The 16,001-nt window shown below is 35.0% G+C and carries 14 protein-coding genes; 12 read left to right on the top strand and 2 right to left on the bottom strand.

Annotated features, from left to right (window positions below; genetic code table 11):
* Positions 1-126 precede the first annotated feature (126 nt).
* The 10 genes from ACQKM9_RS10015 to ACQKM9_RS09970 all read left to right on the top strand — a co-directional run bounded on the left by ACQKM9_RS10015 (position 127) and on the right by ACQKM9_RS09970 (position 11,064).
* Complete coding sequence (locus tag ACQKM9_RS10015; protein ID WP_427734222.1) at positions 127-1,404, top strand: cation:dicarboxylate symporter family transporter; 1,278 nt, start codon at positions 127-129, stop codon at positions 1,402-1,404.
* A gap of 216 nt (positions 1,405-1,620) precedes the next feature.
* Positions 1,621-2,301 (top strand): response regulator transcription factor, encoded by a 681-nt coding sequence (locus ACQKM9_RS10010; RefSeq protein WP_427734221.1) that lies wholly within the window; start codon positions 1,621-1,623, stop codon positions 2,299-2,301.
* The gene (locus ACQKM9_RS10005; RefSeq protein WP_427734220.1) at positions 2,285-3,709 is read left to right on the top strand and encodes a HAMP domain-containing sensor histidine kinase; all 1,425 of its coding nucleotides are present in this window, start codon (positions 2,285-2,287) and stop codon (positions 3,707-3,709) included. Before ACQKM9_RS10010 ends, ACQKM9_RS10005 begins: the two co-directional genes overlap by 17 nt.
* Positions 3,710-3,850: 141 nt before the next feature.
* Positions 3,851-4,768 carry a peptidylprolyl isomerase gene (locus ACQKM9_RS10000; protein WP_427734219.1) on the top strand — a complete coding sequence of 306 codons (918 nt, stop codon included), beginning with the start codon at positions 3,851-3,853 and terminating at the stop codon, positions 4,766-4,768.
* Between the two features lie 22 nt (positions 4,769-4,790).
* Positions 4,791-5,492 (top strand): polyphosphate polymerase domain-containing protein, encoded by a 702-nt coding sequence (locus tag ACQKM9_RS09995; RefSeq protein WP_427734218.1) that lies wholly within the window; start codon positions 4,791-4,793, stop codon positions 5,490-5,492.
* 21 nt (positions 5,493-5,513) lie between these two features.
* Entirely contained in the window at positions 5,514-6,197 is a 684-nt protein-coding gene (locus tag ACQKM9_RS09990) for a DUF4956 domain-containing protein (RefSeq protein ID WP_427734217.1), read from the top strand.
* Between the two features lie 36 nt (positions 6,198-6,233).
* Positions 6,234-8,270: a CotH kinase family protein gene (locus ACQKM9_RS09985; RefSeq protein ID WP_427734216.1), complete on the top strand. Its 2,037-nt coding sequence runs from the start codon at positions 6,234-6,236 to the stop codon at positions 8,268-8,270.
* An 828-nt stretch (positions 8,271-9,098) separates the two neighbouring features.
* Positions 9,099-9,704 carry an SAM-dependent methyltransferase gene (locus ACQKM9_RS09980; RefSeq protein WP_427734215.1) on the top strand — a complete coding sequence of 202 codons (606 nt, stop codon included), beginning with the start codon at positions 9,099-9,101 and terminating at the stop codon, positions 9,702-9,704.
* A gap of 142 nt (positions 9,705-9,846) precedes the next feature.
* Positions 9,847-10,602, top strand: a complete 756-nt coding sequence (locus ACQKM9_RS09975; RefSeq protein ID WP_427734214.1) for an SDR family NAD(P)-dependent oxidoreductase — start codon at positions 9,847-9,849, stop codon at positions 10,600-10,602.
* 27 nt (positions 10,603-10,629) lie between these two features.
* Entirely contained in the window at positions 10,630-11,064 is a 435-nt protein-coding gene (locus tag ACQKM9_RS09970) for a MarR family winged helix-turn-helix transcriptional regulator (RefSeq protein ID WP_038178946.1), read from the top strand.
* Positions 11,065-11,088: 24 nt separating this feature from the next.
* On the opposite strand, the gene ACQKM9_RS09965 is transcribed toward ACQKM9_RS09970, so the two are convergent.
* On the bottom strand, positions 11,089-12,468 hold the full coding sequence (locus ACQKM9_RS09965) for a cryptochrome/photolyase family protein (protein WP_427734307.1): 1,380 nt from the start codon (positions 12,466-12,468) through the stop codon (positions 11,089-11,091).
* A gap of 90 nt (positions 12,469-12,558) precedes the next feature.
* Here ACQKM9_RS09965 and ACQKM9_RS09960 point away from each other — a divergent pair, with 90 nt between their 5' ends.
* A complete protein-coding gene (locus ACQKM9_RS09960; protein ID WP_427734213.1) occupies positions 12,559-13,008 on the top strand; it encodes a hypothetical protein in 450 nt (149 codons plus the stop codon).
* Positions 13,009-13,014: 6 nt separating this feature from the next.
* Here the strand turns inward: ACQKM9_RS09960 and ACQKM9_RS09955 are convergent, their stop codons facing one another.
* Complete coding sequence (locus ACQKM9_RS09955; protein WP_427734212.1) at positions 13,015-13,635, bottom strand: TetR/AcrR family transcriptional regulator; 621 nt, start codon at positions 13,633-13,635, stop codon at positions 13,015-13,017.
* Positions 13,636-13,753: 118 nt separating this feature from the next.
* Here ACQKM9_RS09955 and ACQKM9_RS09950 point away from each other — a divergent pair, with 118 nt between their 5' ends.
* Positions 13,754-15,967 (top strand): MMPL family transporter, encoded by a 2,214-nt coding sequence (locus tag ACQKM9_RS09950; RefSeq protein WP_427734211.1) that lies wholly within the window; start codon positions 13,754-13,756, stop codon positions 15,965-15,967.
* Positions 15,968-16,001: the final 34 nt, after the last annotated feature.

The following is a 16,001-nucleotide window of genomic DNA, read 5'->3' as shown; positions in this document are numbered from 1 at the left end:
TTATTATATTTCAAAATTTTTTAATTAAATAAATGTCGGATTCTGTCGGATTTGATAAGTCGTTAATAAAATGTGAATAAGGCTTTTTCTGTAAAAAGTAAAACAGAACAAAGGGGTGACTTATTGATGAAGAAAAAATTTAAGATAAGTTTAGCTGTCCAAATATTGATCGGGCTTGTGTTAGGTATTACAGTAGGTGCAATTTTCTACGGTAATCCAAAGGTTGAAACTTATTTACAACCAATTGGTACAATATTCTTGAATATGATTAAAATGATCGTTGTGCCGATTATTGTTTCTACATTAATTTTAGGTGTTGCTGGAACAGGTGACATTAAACAGCTTGGTAGATTAGGAATAAAAACACTTATTTACTTTGAAGTTGTAACAACAATTGCAATTGTTGTTGGTTTATTGGTTGCTAATATATTCCAACCGGGTGTTGGTGTAGATATGAGCGCTATCACTAAAGGTGATATTTCTCAATATCTACATACAACTGAAGAAGTTCAAAGTCATAGTTTTGCTGATACAATTATTAATATTGTTCCAACGAATATCATTGATGCTATGGCTAATACGGACATGTTAGCAGTAATCTTCTTCTCTGTATTATTTGGACTTGGTGTAGCTTCTATTGGTGAGAGAGGGAAACCAGTTCTTGCTTTCTTCCAAGGAACAGCAGACGCTATGTTCTGGGTAACAAACACTGTTATGAAATTTGCTCCATTTGGTGTATTCGCATTAATCGGAGTAACCGTTTCAAAATTTGGTTTAGAATCATTAATTCCGTTAGGGAAATTAGCGATTTTAGTCTATGCTGCTATGATATTCTTTATTATCGTAGTATTAGGTTCGATTGCAAAGCTTGTTGGTATTAATATTTTCCGTTTGCTTAGAGTATTAAAAGATGAGCTGATTTTAGCATACTCTACCTCAAGCTCTGAAACTGTATTACCAAAAGTGATGCAAAAAATGGAGAAATTCGGTAGTCCAAAGGATGTTGTATCTTTTGTAATACCAACTGGATATTCGTTTAACTTAGATGGTTCTACGTTATACCAAGCGATTGCAGCCATTTTCATTGCACAAATGTATGGTATTGATCTAAGTATTACAGAGCAAATTACATTAATGCTTGTATTAATGATTACTTCTAAAGGTATTGCAGGCGTACCAGGTGTATCTTTTGTAGTATTATTAGCAACTCTTGGTACTGTAGGAATTCCACTTGAAGGTTTAGCGTTTATCGCTGGTATTGACCGTATTCTTGATATGGCCCGTACAGTTGTAAATGTAGTGGGTAACTCTCTTGCTACAATTGTTATGTCTAAATGGGAAGGTCGCTTCGATTATGAAAAAGCTGCCGCCTACTTTGACACACCAGAAGATTCAGTGCGATAAATAGCTTAGTGAAAGACTTATTTTCACTCGCATCTATTACAAGTCGGACAAGCTTTTAATAAAATATAATGGACTCCACTAACGGCGATGTTAGTGGAGTTTTTTGTTTTCCAATGTCTATTTAATTTTGGGGTAGTTGTCTATGACATCTAGTTGACGTATTGGAATGCTATAATGTTTGAAAAAAGAAATTAACTGCGATTTGGAGGGATTTGTATGGATAAAGTACTCATTGTAGAAGATGAATTTGCGATTAGCCAAGTGCTCAAGGCATATTTACAAAAGGTGAATTTTCAAACAGAGCAGGTCTATGATGGTTCTGATGCAATTAAGAAATTCCATGAATTTAATCCTAATCTCGTGTTATTAGATATTATGCTCCCTAGAAAAAGTGGTTGGGAGATCTTAAAGGAAATACGTCAAATAAGTACTTGTCCAGTTATCATGTTAACAGCTTTAGGAGAAGTCAATTATCGTCTTGAAGGGCTAAATGAAGGTGCCGATGATTACATTACAAAGCCATTTATTGCTGAAGAGGTTGTTGCACGCGTAAAAGCCGTTTTAAGAAGAACACAAGGTGATAAGGCCCTTAAAAGGAAATTTGGTAGCTTAGAAATTAACTTACAATCACATGATGTACATGTGATTGATCAAGAAATAGATTTAACACCAAGAGATTTGTCAGTATTAATGTTTCTAGCAGAGCATCCAAACCAAACATTTACACGAGATCAATTAATTGAGCAAGTGTGGGGATGGGAATATGACGGTAGCGACCGCGCAGTCGATTTAGCAATAAAGAGATTACGTAGATCACTACAAGACTGGCCTGCCGAAGAAGGGGAAATAAAGACACTTCGTGGATTGGGGTATCAGTTAAGTGTTAAAAAACCATAAAAAGAAAAGGGTATCCTTAACGCGCTATTGGACTACGCGCTATTTGTTAACTCTTTGTATAGGGCTAACGATTATTGCGTTTATATCAGCAATCTGGTTACGTCATACAACACTAGCATATCGTTTGGATATGATTGAGTTCATGGCAGAGGAAACGACTCACCGCATCTCAGATAATGTTGATGCAGGAATTCCAAAGGGTGAGAATCCTGGACTATTCAGAGAGCGGGATCGTTTTATGAATATGGATATCAAGCCGGTCATTTATATAGTAGATACTGAAGGTAAAATTATTTCAAGTAATCGTCCTAAAGGACCGCAAGAGCAAAGTATTCAAGCTGATATATTATCGTCTAGTGATGAGGTACAGAAACTTACTTATAAGGGAACGTCAAAAGTTTTTTATGCAGTAAAGAAGAAAATTGAAATTGCCGATGAACAAGTCGGTTGGGTAGTGATTGTAGAATCAAAAGAGAGACTTACACATTTAAATCAAGAGTATGGTCAGTTGGCGATTATGATAGGTAGTTTAGCTTTGCTAGGTTTAGGTGCAATTTATTTTTTATCAAGAAGGTTAGCTACACCAATTAAAGAGGTTGCTGCCGCAGCAAAACAAGTACAAAAGGGCAACTATAATATCAAACTTCCTGAAAATCTAAAGGAAGAAGAAGTGTATGAACTTGTTCGTTCATTTAAAGAGATGGCAATGCGCTTAGAACAACTTGAGTCAATGCGAACTGAATTATTAGCAGGTGTAACACATGAACTAAAAACACCTGTAACCTCTATTAGTGGTCTGTTACAAGCGATTCAAGATGGAGTTGTTTCAGGTGATGATGCTCGTGAATTTGTTAAAATGGCGATAAATGAAACATCAAAATTAAAAACTATGGTTGGCGATTTATTGGCATTCAACTCATTTGCTGTGAACGCTATTCCTGTAAAATTTGAAAAACTTGAGATTAACCAAATGGCAAAAGACGTAGTTAATCAATGGAGGCTAATGCAGGACACTGACGATATCCAGTTAACACTCACCACATTAAAAGAGTTAGTATCAGTGAATATCGATGCTATTCGTTTTCAACAGATTTTCACTAATTTATTTACAAACGCTCAACAAGCTATGAAAGGGCAAGGCAATATTAAAGTCGTTTTGCATGATGAGCAGGAATCGGTTGTTATTACTGTATCTGATTATGGAAGAGGTATCCCAAAGGAAGAACAGGATCTAGTTTTCGAACGCTTCTATCGAGGTGAAAATAAGAAATACGAAGTGAGGGGCTTAGGTTTAGGTTTACCGCTTAGTAAAATGATGGCGCAATCCATCCATGGCGATCTACAACTGGTAGAAAGCTCTGAGAAAGGTACAACATTCAAATTAATAATTCCAAAAGTAAATAAATGATAATGAACAAAAAATCCAATTCGATCATAAAGTCGAATTGGATTTTTTTCTTTCATAAATATAAATCCCGACATTTAGCTGACACATTGATTCTGTAAAGTAGGTTTTGTAAAGAACAGAACATAAGGAAGGATGAAATAAATGACAAACGAAATATCAGAAGATAAAAAAGGGAAGGGTAAACGCCTTATACTCGTTATCGGAATCCCGTTAATTTTTCTAATGGCGTTAATTACCTACTATGTAACAGTACCAAAGGAAGATGATTACGTCGCCAAAATTAACGGGGTAAAAATAACCCAATCAGAGTTAAATAAAGAACTCGTTTCTCAATATGGGACAGATGTACTTAGTACACTGATCACAAATAAAGTCATTGAACTAGAAGCTGCAAAGAAAAAGATTACTGTTTCAGATAAAGAGATTCAAGCGGAGCTAGATGACTTGCAAAATTCTTATGGTGGTCAAGAGGCATTTGAAGCTGCTTTAGAATCTAACGCTATGACATTACAAGATGCAAAGGACAACATCAAGACGTATTTAACAACTACAAAATTAATAGAACCAACAATAGATATTACCGAAAAAGAGCTAAAAAACTATTTTAAAGAAAATAAAGATACTTTTTCTCAAGAAGAACAAGTACAAGCCAGTCATATATTAGTTGAAAATAAAGAAACAGCAAAAGAGGTAGAGAAGAAAATTAAAAAAGGTGAAGACTTTGCAGAACTAGCTAGTGAGTATTCAACTGATACAGCAAGTGCTTCAAATGGGGGTAACCTAGACTATTTTGGAAAAGGTGTAATGGACGAAAGTTTTGAAAAAGCTGCTTTTTCCATGAAAGTGGATGAAATAAGCGAGCCTATTAAAACAGATTATGGCTACCACATTATTCAAGTTACAGGTAAAAAAGCAGCAAAGGAAGCTACATTTGAAAACTCAAAGGATGATGTAAAAACAGCTTTAATGAACGAAAAAATAAATGCCAATTATTCAACATGGCTGTCATCTTTATATGAGGATTATGAAATCGAAAATGCTTTAGCTGATGGGAAATAAGTGATAAAGGGAGCAAGAAAATATGAGATATCAAGATGAGTTTACTGTTAAAGGTCGAAAAGAACTCAAACATGCCATCTCACTAATGGATTACACCATTTTACGTAATAAATTACAACATGTGATGAAACTTGATGCGCATGCTGGTGGTGATGGGAAGTATTTAATTCGTAGCGTGTATTTCGATAACTTTGAAAACAAAATTTTGAATGAGAAAAAAGAAGGTTATTTCAAACGTGATAAATATCGCATCCGTATTTACGGCCATAATTCAGCATTCATTAATCTTGAAAAGAAAAGTAAACGAAACAATTTAACTTTTAAGGAAAAATGCCGTATTTCATGTGATGAATATGAATCAATGCGCATTGGACAGATAGACTGGATGGAAGAGGATGAACGCCAACTTATTCGTGAATTATTTATTCAAATGTCTTTATATCAATTGAGGCCGATGACAGTTGTTGATTATGTTCGCGAAGCGTATGTTTACCCATATGGGAATGTACGTGTGACATTTGATGGCCAAATTAAAACAAGTTTTCGTAATACAGATATTTTTAATCCAGATTTACCTATGGCATCTGTATTTGATCCAACACAAGTAATTTTAGAAGTGAAATACGATGAATATTTACCGGATGTTATCAAAATGATGTTGCAAATTATGGATCGTAGACCTGATGCATATTCAAAATATCAATTAAGCCGTATGTACGGTTAATACTTTTTGGAGGAATTAATAATGGATGCAACAAATTTCACAGATATTTTCAAATCAAGCTTTATAGAGAAAACGTCAGCTTTCTCGCTAACAGATGCATTAATCGGACTCTTTGTCGCATTTATCATTGGCCTTTTTATCTACGCAGTATATAAAAAAACATTTTCTGGTGTAATTTATTCACACACTTTCAATATTTCTTTAATGATTATGACAATGGCCACAGCACTTATTATTATGGGTATTTCTTCAAATGTCCTTTTGTCCCTTGGTATGGTCGGTGCTTTATCAATTGTTCGTTTTAGAACGCCTATCAAAGACCCGATGGATTTAGTTTTTTTATTCTGGTCTATCGTATCAGGTATTTTATGTGGTGCCGGGTTTATTCCATTAGTAATCCTAGGATCAATATTAATTGGCTTAGTGCTAGTACTATTCGTCAATAGAATCACAATTGAAAATCCATATTTATTAATCATAAAATATGCAGATTCAACAGTTGAAAATGCTATGGAAAAAGTTATTTCATCTCAATCAAAAAAACACGCATTAAAATCAAAATCAGTGATGCCTGGTGAAGAGTTAGAAGTAACTTACGAAATTCGAGTAAAAGAAAACGATTCAAAATTCATGAATGATTTAACAGCTATTCAAGGTGTGAAATCAGCAGTAATGCTTAGCTACGATGGTAACTTCACTGCTTGATACAAGGACCACAAATCATCGTAAAGGAGTTACAGCATGATCAAAAATAGAGTAGTATACGGCATTCTCGCTGTACTCGTGATTGTGTTCATATGCGCTGTAGGAATCTTACCCAATCTTTCTTTGAATTCCAAGAATACAGAAACAACTTATACAAATAAGGTATTTAACAAAGATAAAGTAACCACAGTCGATCTTGAAATTTCTGATAAGGATTGGCAAGACATGTTAGATAATCCGCTTGATGAGGAAATTAAAGAAGCAAATGTTACTGTAAATGGAAAAATACTTGAACATGTCGGTGTACGTACAAAAGGTAATTTGTCGTTGCGCGAGGTGGCAAGTGATGAAGATTCAGATCGATACAGCTTGAAAATCGACTTTGATTATTACAATGACGAGCAAAGTTTATATGGTTTGAAGAAGCTGAATGTAAACAACAATTATAGTGATGCAACGCTGATGAGAGAATATCTTTCTTATCAGCTAATGGAAGAAATGGGCTTGCCAACACCCTCATACTCATATATGTATGTAAGGGTGAATGGTGAAGATAGAGGACTTTTCCTAGGTGTTGAACAAGTGGACGAAACTTTTCTAGCCAGAAATTTCTTAACCAATACCGGGTCATTATACAAACCAGATGGTACAGGCAGTGATTTGAAATGGATTAGTGATGATATCGATGATTACACTGGTTTGAATGCAAAAACAAGTACAGATGATTCTGATGAAGAAGCGATGATTAATTTCTTAAGTGCTATTAACAATAAAGGTGCTAGTATTGAAAACACAGTTGATGTGGACAATATGTTGCGCTATTTTGCAACAAATACAGCACTAGTAAACCTAGATAGTTATCAAGGTAACATGAAGCATAACTATTATTTATATGAAGAAAAAGGCAAGTTCTCCATTATTCCTTGGGATTACAATATGAGCTTTGGAGGTTTTGGTGCAGGGGGAGGCGGTGGCGGCCGTGGCGGCCGTGATAGACCCCAAGAAAACACTAACGAAAATACAGAAAAAGATTCTTTAGCTACTAAAGATGATGGCAATTCTGAAACAAAATCAACTACTGAGAGTAAAGCTCAAGCAGGCTCAAATAGTGATGAACAAATGGATATGAAGGGTATGCCTACACCTCCAGAAGATGCGCAAGGTCAACCACCTAGTGATGGTGGACAAATGCAGCCACCACAGGAAAATGAAGAAGTAAGACCTAATCAAGTTCTTACAAATAATGCTAATCAAGAGGCATCAACAGACACTACAATAACTTCTGAATCAAACATAAAAGAGGCTAACGGAACATCAGATGTCACTAAGGATAAAAATGTTATCGAAAAACGTGGAGGTATGGGCGCAGGAAATGGTCAGTTGATTTCTGATTCAAGTATCAATTTCAGTGTAACAACACCGGTCTCTGGGACGTCTTTAGAAGAGCGTCCATTATTAAATGCTCTACTATCAAATGATGAATATCGTAAAAAATATGAAGAATATTTAAATGATATCGCTACAAAATATTTAACAGAGGATAAAATTGCAATAGAGACTGCTAAAATTGCAAAATTAATCACTCCTTATGTTGAAAAAGATCCAACGAAATTTTATACAACGGAAGAATTTAAAGCGGCAGTAACAGGTGATAGTAGCTTACCTGAATTTGCAAAACAACGTTCACAATCAATTTTGAAACAACTATCAGGTGAATTGGTTGTAGATTCATCCACCTCTACAGGTGATAAAGTAAATCAAAAAAATCAACTAAATACAAATGCTGATAAAGATACTACCGCAAAAACTAACGCGGAAACCAAAGAAGAGGGTATACCAAATCTACCTGGTAGCGAAGATTTTGATCCAAACAATATGCCTGAAAGAGGACAACCTCCATATGGTATGCAAGGTGGTCGTGGAGGAGATGGTGTGCAGAATCTAGGTGTACCCGATAAAGAAAATCAGCAAATAAAGGGTTATTCAAGAGACACGACTATAATAAGTTCTATAGCTATTGGATGCCTAATTATAGCCACGATTTTCGTCTTCCTATTTAAACGCAGACGATAAAAGTAACAAATGAATAATCACTGCCGGTACCAGATTACCGGTACTGGCAGAGAACCCACCCAACTTACTCTTTAAAAGAGACAAAAGGTTGCCAATTGATTGTATAGCACATCAATCTATGGCAACCTTTTGTTATTTAAAAAGTTAGTGGTTAGTGCTGTTAACTAAATCAACTGATGTTAGTGGAATTTCTTATATGTATGTCTTCCTCCGATTATTAATAAAGTAAGTAGTTAGATTTTTGTTGAAGTTAATAAAATATAACTCAAAGAATATAAAAGAAGCTAGCTGTGTCGAGCAGCTAGCTTAAAAAAAAGGTATTTTGTCGTTGAAACATTTAAATAAGCGGAACTTATTCTTCAGATTTTGAAATCCAAAGTTCACGGCTCATTTAAGCATTTAATAAAAACGGATTGAGAAGAGTGAGTTAGTAAATGAATAAAAGAATTTAGCCTCCGTTGCTAGACCCTAGAGTTCATTTATAACTTCTCGAACAATTATTAGAAAGGTTTTCAGATTCAAATCTGCACGATGTGAATCACGAAGTCGTTGCCTTAGGAAGTTGAATTCCAATATTGAGTTCGTTTGTAATGTACGATTCCTCATTGAACGAACGGTTTCTTCAGCATAAAAACGAATGATTCTCACCAATTACAGCACCACTACTAGTAATGAAGGAAGCTCATTTTGCTAAATAAGTCGTTTAATTCACAAATTCCCTTCCGTTAAATTATTATTAAATTGTGAGACCATTATAAGTTAAAATTATTAGATAATCAAAAGTTTTAATTGTGAAATATTTAATATTAAAGATTGGGTGAACAAAATATGAATGAACTACAATTTGATCAGCTTTTACAAATTGAGACTACAGGCAATCAGTATGGCTATCCAACATTGACGCATTACCACCGCTATGAGCCTACGCCATACGCCGCACTAGAACAACTTTTTGAGAAATATAGTCTTGAAAGTACGGATTGTGTGGTGGATATGGGGTGTGGTAAAGGACGTGTACCTTTTTATGTGCATCACCGCTTTCATACAAATGTTGTTGGGGTTGAAATGAATTCAACTTTTTATGAAAATGCTTTAACGAATAAAGTTCAATATATGAAGAAACACAGTGTGAAAAATGGTGCAATTGATTTTGAATGTGTGTTAGCACAAGATTATTTAGTTCAGAAAAAAGATAATGTGTTTTTCTTTTTTAATCCATTTTCAGTTCAAATATTCCGTAAAGTTGTAAATAATATATTACGCTCAATTGAATTGGAGCCTCGTCAAACTAGCCTTATTTTATATTATCCATCAATAGATTATGTGCAGTTTTTACAATATGAGACTAATTTTGAATTAGAGAATGAGATATTTCTTAGAGAAGTTTCCATTCATAATGTAAATGAGCGAATATTAGTATTTAATTATATGTAAATTATATCCATAAAAAGTTACTGTAAAGACTTATGTCGTATAACTTTTATGAATAAATAGGCTCTTTAAAGAAGAACTTTACATTTCACTAATAAATATTTTAATGTTAAAATATATTTGTGGATAAAAGGAGTTGTGATAAATGAGAAAATTAGATGAAAAAGTAGTAATTATTACTGGTGGAGCTGGCGGTATCGGTGGCGGTATGGCAAAAGCAATGGTTAAAGAAGGCGCAATCGTTGCAATCGTTGACTTAAATGAAGAAGCTGGAGAAGCAATGGCTAAAGAATTACAAGAAATTTCTCCAAAATCATCATTTATCCAAGCTAACCTTATGGATCGTGAGAATTTAGGCAATATCGTGAAGACAGTCGCCGAAAAATATGGTAAAATTGATGTCTTAGTAAACAATGCTCATGCATCAAAACAAGTATCTATTGAGGAAACAACTCAAGCAGATCTTGATCTATCATTTGGGACAGGTTTCTACGCAACATTCTATTTAATGCAAGCTGCACTTCCATACTTGAAGGAAACAAAAGGAAATGTTATTAACTTTGCTTCAGGTGCTGGTTTAGCTGGACATGAAACGCAAGGTGTATATGCTGCAGCTAAAGAAGCAATTCGTGGTATTACACGTGTAGCTGCTAACGAATGGGGCCGTTTCGGTATCAACGTTAACATAATTGGACCGCTTGCAAATTCACAAGGTGTAGAAGCTTGGGCAAAAGCACAACCAGAATATTATGAAACAGTTAAAAACAAAATTCCTTTGGGACGTTTTGGTGATGTTGAAAATGATATCGGTCGCGTAGCAGTATTCTTAGCTTCTGAGGATTCTCAATATATTACTGGTCAAACAATTATGGCTGACGGTGGATCAATAATGCTTAGATAAGTTTTTCTGCAATCAGGGGAGGACAAATTGAGAGACACGAATATTTTTAAACTTATACATGCAGTTGAATTAGTTAACAATGCTAATATCATTCGATTTTCACAAATGTTTCCACATAATATAGGCATATCACCTATATTAGCTCTGAGTGAGTTAAAGATAAACGGACCACAAAAGCAGACTGTTTTAGCAGATAAACTCGGTTATACGCCAGGCGCTATGACGAATATTGCAACAAAGTTAGTAAAAAATGGCTTTGCGGAACGTCAATATAATGCTAATGACCGTCGTCATGTTTTATTAGCTATTACAGAAATGGGAAGTAAGGTGTTAATTGATGCCCAGTCAAAGGGACATGATTTAGCATTGGAACTTTTCAGCGTATTAAGTGAGGAAGAGGTCGATCAATATTTGGCCATCCAAAATAAATTGTTGAAAAATGTAGCAAAAGAAGAGTTATAAAAAAGCTTAGTTCTCACATGGGAACTAAGCTTTTTTTATAAGATTATAAGCTTGTAGAGCACGTTTTCTTGCAAAATTATGTTCAACAATAGGGAAAGGATAGTCTTTACCTAATTCTATATGTGCTAATGCTAATATTTCTTCCGAGGCTTCCCATGGTTGATGAATAAATTTTTTGGGAAGATGCTTCAATTCGGGTATCCATTGACGAACGTAATCGCCATTTGGATCAAAACGTTTGCCTTGAGCGACTGGATTAAAGATACGGAAATAGGGAGCAGAGTCAATGCCACAGCCAGTTGTCCATTGCCAGCCCATAGCATTATTGGCGACATCAAAATCGATTAGCTTTTGCGCGAACCATTTAGATCCCTCTGTCCAGGGAACTAGTAAATGTTTAACCAAGAATGAAGCAACTACCATTCGTACTCGATTATGCATATAGCCTGTCGCTTGCAATTCCCGCATACCAGCATCCACTAATGGATAACCAGTTTGTCCTAACGTCCATTTGTTGAAATCACTTGATGTACCTTCCCATTGAAAAGTGTTAAATGCTTCTCGCAATGGCTTTTTAGGCATAGAAGGGAAGCGGATTAGCTGATCATATGCAAAATCACGCCAAACCAGTTGTCTTAAAAACGTTTCAGTAGATGGACCTTGTATTTCGTGAGATTGAATAGAATGCCAAATCGATTTCACACTAATATTCCCCCAAACTAAATAAGGAGATAGAAGTGATGTAGCCTGTGCGCTAGGCAAATCTTTATAGCGTTCATATTTATTAAGTCCATATTCCAGAAACTCTGTCCAATGACTAATCGCTGCTTGTTCCCCCATTTCCCAATGTAGATCTAGCCTAGGTTCTAAGCTGTTAGGTGATAATAATTGTAGTTCATGTATTTCTAATGATTTAGGTAATGTATCTAGAGTAGAAGTCATCTTCGGAATGGCATAAGGAGTGGGTACATGCTCTTGCATAGTTCTCTTCCAGTAAGAAGTGAATACTTTATATGGTTCATGGTTTTTATTTAAAATGTTGCATTGTTGATAGAGAAGATTACCGGGAAATGATTGTACTTCAATTTTGGACTTAGAAAGTTGTATTTCAATCTCAAATAAGGATTGCACCATGAAAGGTTCGTAGCATCTATTATAAAAAACCGCGTCAGCAGAAGTTTCTTTTATAAGCTGCAATAACTCATTTTGGATATTGCCATTACGTATAATAAGAGGTATTCCTTTTGTTGCTAAATCTTGTTTCAGCGAAATTAATGATTGATGAAGTGACCATTTTGCAGCAATACTATCCGTATAATCGAATTCTTGATCAGATGGCCAAATAAAAACAGGTATTATATATCCTTGTTGAGCAGCTTCAAAAAGTGCGGCATGATCGTGGATTCTTAAATCTTTTCTGAACCAAACGATTATTTTTTTTATAGTAATACCTCCATTTGTAGTCCAGTAAATAATTAGGAAAGGGTGATTGTAGTGAGAAAAAAAGATTTCTTAATAAAGAGTATTATTGCAGGTACTATCGCAGGTCTTTTCCTAGGCTTCCTTTTTAAATATGTTGAAGTCACTTTCAACATAAGAGTGTACACATTGTTGTTGAATATTGATTTTATTCCCATTTTGGGAAAGTATAATTATCCGGAAACTGTGGAATTTCTATTGCATCTACTTATTGCCGTTGGGTTATCGGCTTTTATGGTATACATAATTTACTTTAAAAAATTAATAAAAAGACATCAATTAATTGTAGTGGTTTTGGTATCGGTATTAATCGCTTTAGTGTATTTTCCAACGACAGTACTATCTAATAGAACACCTGACTTTACCTCGATTGAAGCTTTAGTTGTGTGGATAGTTGGTCACCTTTTATTTGGTATAGTATTGGCCAGTCTTTATTTTATATTGTTCAAAAATAAAAAGGTTTAGGTATTTTTATTGAACACCTAAACCTCTAAGATAAAAATCAACAATTTGTTTTGTCGCTTCATCTATAGAAGGGAATATGGGCTGCGATTCTGCATCTCGGTAATTTCCTACGTTTAATAAAGACATGAAGGAGTGTGTGGCGAATTTAGGGTCGAACTTTGGCATTTCACCTTTGTTCATAGCTTCTATTAATACATTTTCCATTGCTTTATACATTTGCTCTTCAGATTCTTTCATCATTTGTAGCTGTTGATCGGATAAATGCGTTTTGGCATCTCGCATAAAGCTTCCCATATCGACATCAATTGTTGCGGATAACTGAATTTTAACAAGCTGATATAATCTTGCTTTTAAAGGTGCATCTGTTGCTAAAATTTGTGAAATACTCAAAGCAATTCGCTGCATCATATGAACCATAGCATCTGTAAATAAATCTGCTTTCGAGGAGTAATAATAATAAACACTCGCTTTTGTAATGTCACATTCTTTCGCGACATCATCCATGGAAACAATTTTATAGCCGTGTTGAATAAATAATTTTGTTGCTGTATCTAAAATAATCGTTTTTGTTGGTTTTGTAGTTTGGTTTTGACGAGGTCTCCCAAGGCTACGTGATTTCGGCCTCACTTGAACGCCTCCTACTTGGTTATTTTACGTATATTATAGCATATTAATTTAAACCACTTGAAAAATTAACTAACCAGTATATATAATAAAAGCAAATGCATTAGGAAGGTGGTAAAACGTGAAAAAACATCCATTAGAAGCATGGGGAGAATTAGTTGGAGGAAAGAAGTCACGTTGGATTGCACTTATAACATGGGTATTGCTCGTAACGGTTTTATCATTCATGTGGCCACAAGTAAACAGTATTGATAATGCATCAGCTGAAAATGTTCCAGCTGATGCATTGTCTCAACAAGCTACTAAGTTAATCGAACAGGAGTTTTCCGATAACTCGGGTAATCCATTATTAGTTGTATGGCATAGGGATGGGAAATTATCGAAAGCTGATTATTCAGCTATTCAAAATGTATATAAGAAATTAGCTGATAACCCATTAGAACAACAAACAGTATTACCTCCATTAGGTAAGTTACCACCCAAAGCTTTAGCTGCAAGTGCATCTGAAAATGGTACAACAATTGTAACGCCTATTTTCTTTGATAAAGATGCTATTACAGACGACCTTGAAAAAAGCACAGATGAATTTAAAAAACTTGTAAAAGAAGAATTAGGGAAAGACCCATTTGTTGCAAAATTAGGTAGCGATGAGTTGCAACTACGTCTATCAGGACCAGTTGGAATTCAAATTGATGCAGTTAGTTTGTTCTCTTCAGCAGATATTAAACTAATGATTGCAACAGTATTACTTGTTTTAGTCCTACTTATTTTGTTATACAAATCACCGCTACTAGCAATAATTCCACTTATTATCGTTGGATTTGCTTATGGGATTATTAGTCCTTCATTAGGTTTCTTTGCAGAGCAAGGATGGATTAGTAAAGATGCGCAGGCCGTATCAATTATGACCGTTCTACTATTTGGGGCAGGAACAGATTATTGTTTATTTTTAATATCAAAATATCGTGAAATATTACTAGTGGAAGAAGATAAGTACAACGCGATGAAACTTGCTATTAGAGATTCAGGCGGTGCTATTGCAATGAGTGCTTTGACAGTTGTTATTGGTCTAGGCACGCTTGGACTCGCACATTATGGATCTTTCCAAAGATTTGCAGTGCCATTTAGTTTTGCAATATTAATAATGGGAGTTGCAGCACTAACGTTATTACCAGCATTACTAGTTCTATTTGGACGTGTAGCATTTTATCCGTTTGTCCCACGTACAGTGGATATGGAAAAAGCTAGAGCTAGGCATAAAAATACACCTTATAAAGAACCGAAACCACAGCATAAATTTAGCCGTAAAGTGGGTCATTTGGTAACGCATAGGCCTTGGCTTGTTATTACGGCAACTATAATTTTACTTGGAGGCTTAGCGGCTTTCGTGCCACGAGTACAATTTACTTTTGATATTCTTTCTTCATTCCCGGAAGAGATGGAATCACGAGAAGGATTTAAGCTTATTTCAGACAATTTTTCTCCTGGAGAACTCGCTCCAGTGAAGGTGATTGTTGATACAAAAGGTAAGGATGTAAATATACAAAAAAATCTAGCTAAATTAGATTTTATAGATGGCGTAAGTGAAGTGCGTCAAGGTAGTAATAATAAAGATATTCAGTTGTATGAATTAACACTATCTGATAATCCATATTCTGCTGAATCATTAGAGTACATTCCTGATTTGAAGAAGGAAGTTAATTTGTTATTAAAAGAAGCTGATATAGAGAATCCCACAAATAGTTTTTGGATTGGTGGCGAAACTGCCACTCAATATGATACAAAAACGACGATTGCCCGAGATGAATCAGTTATTATGCCGACAATGATTGCTATCATAGCGTTACTATTATTAGTGTATTTGCGGTCAATTACAGCAACTGTTTATCTATTAGGTACTGTTGTTCTTTCGTTTTTAGGTGCACTGGGTGCAGGATGGCTAGTGTTGCATTATGGTTTTGGAGCAGACGCAATTCAAGGATCTATTCCACTGTATTCTTTCGTATTCTTAGTCGCATTAGGTGAAGATTATAATATTTTCATGGTATCAGAGATATGGAAGAAACGACGGACTCATAGTCATAAGGATGCAGTAGCTGACGGTGTTGTGCATACGAGTAGTGTCATTACATCTGCAGGACTAATTTTAGCGGGGACTTTTGCTGTATTAGCAACATTGCCGATTCAGGTACTTGTACAATTTGGAGTTGTGACTGCAATTGGTATTTTGTTAGATACATTTATCGTTCGTCCATTATTAGTACCAGCATTAACGACGGTTTCTGGACGCTTCGCATTTTGGCCAGGAAAATTATCAAAAAAAGAAAATAGCTAATTTTAATAAAGAAACCTCGAGGGATTATATTTCT

The organism is Viridibacillus sp. NPDC093762 (genome assembly GCF_050279675.1).
Lineage (GTDB): Bacteria > Bacillota > Bacilli > Bacillales_A > Planococcaceae > Viridibacillus.
The sequence above is the reverse complement of the archived record's forward strand: the minus strand, read 5'-3'. Positions and strand labels throughout refer to the sequence as shown.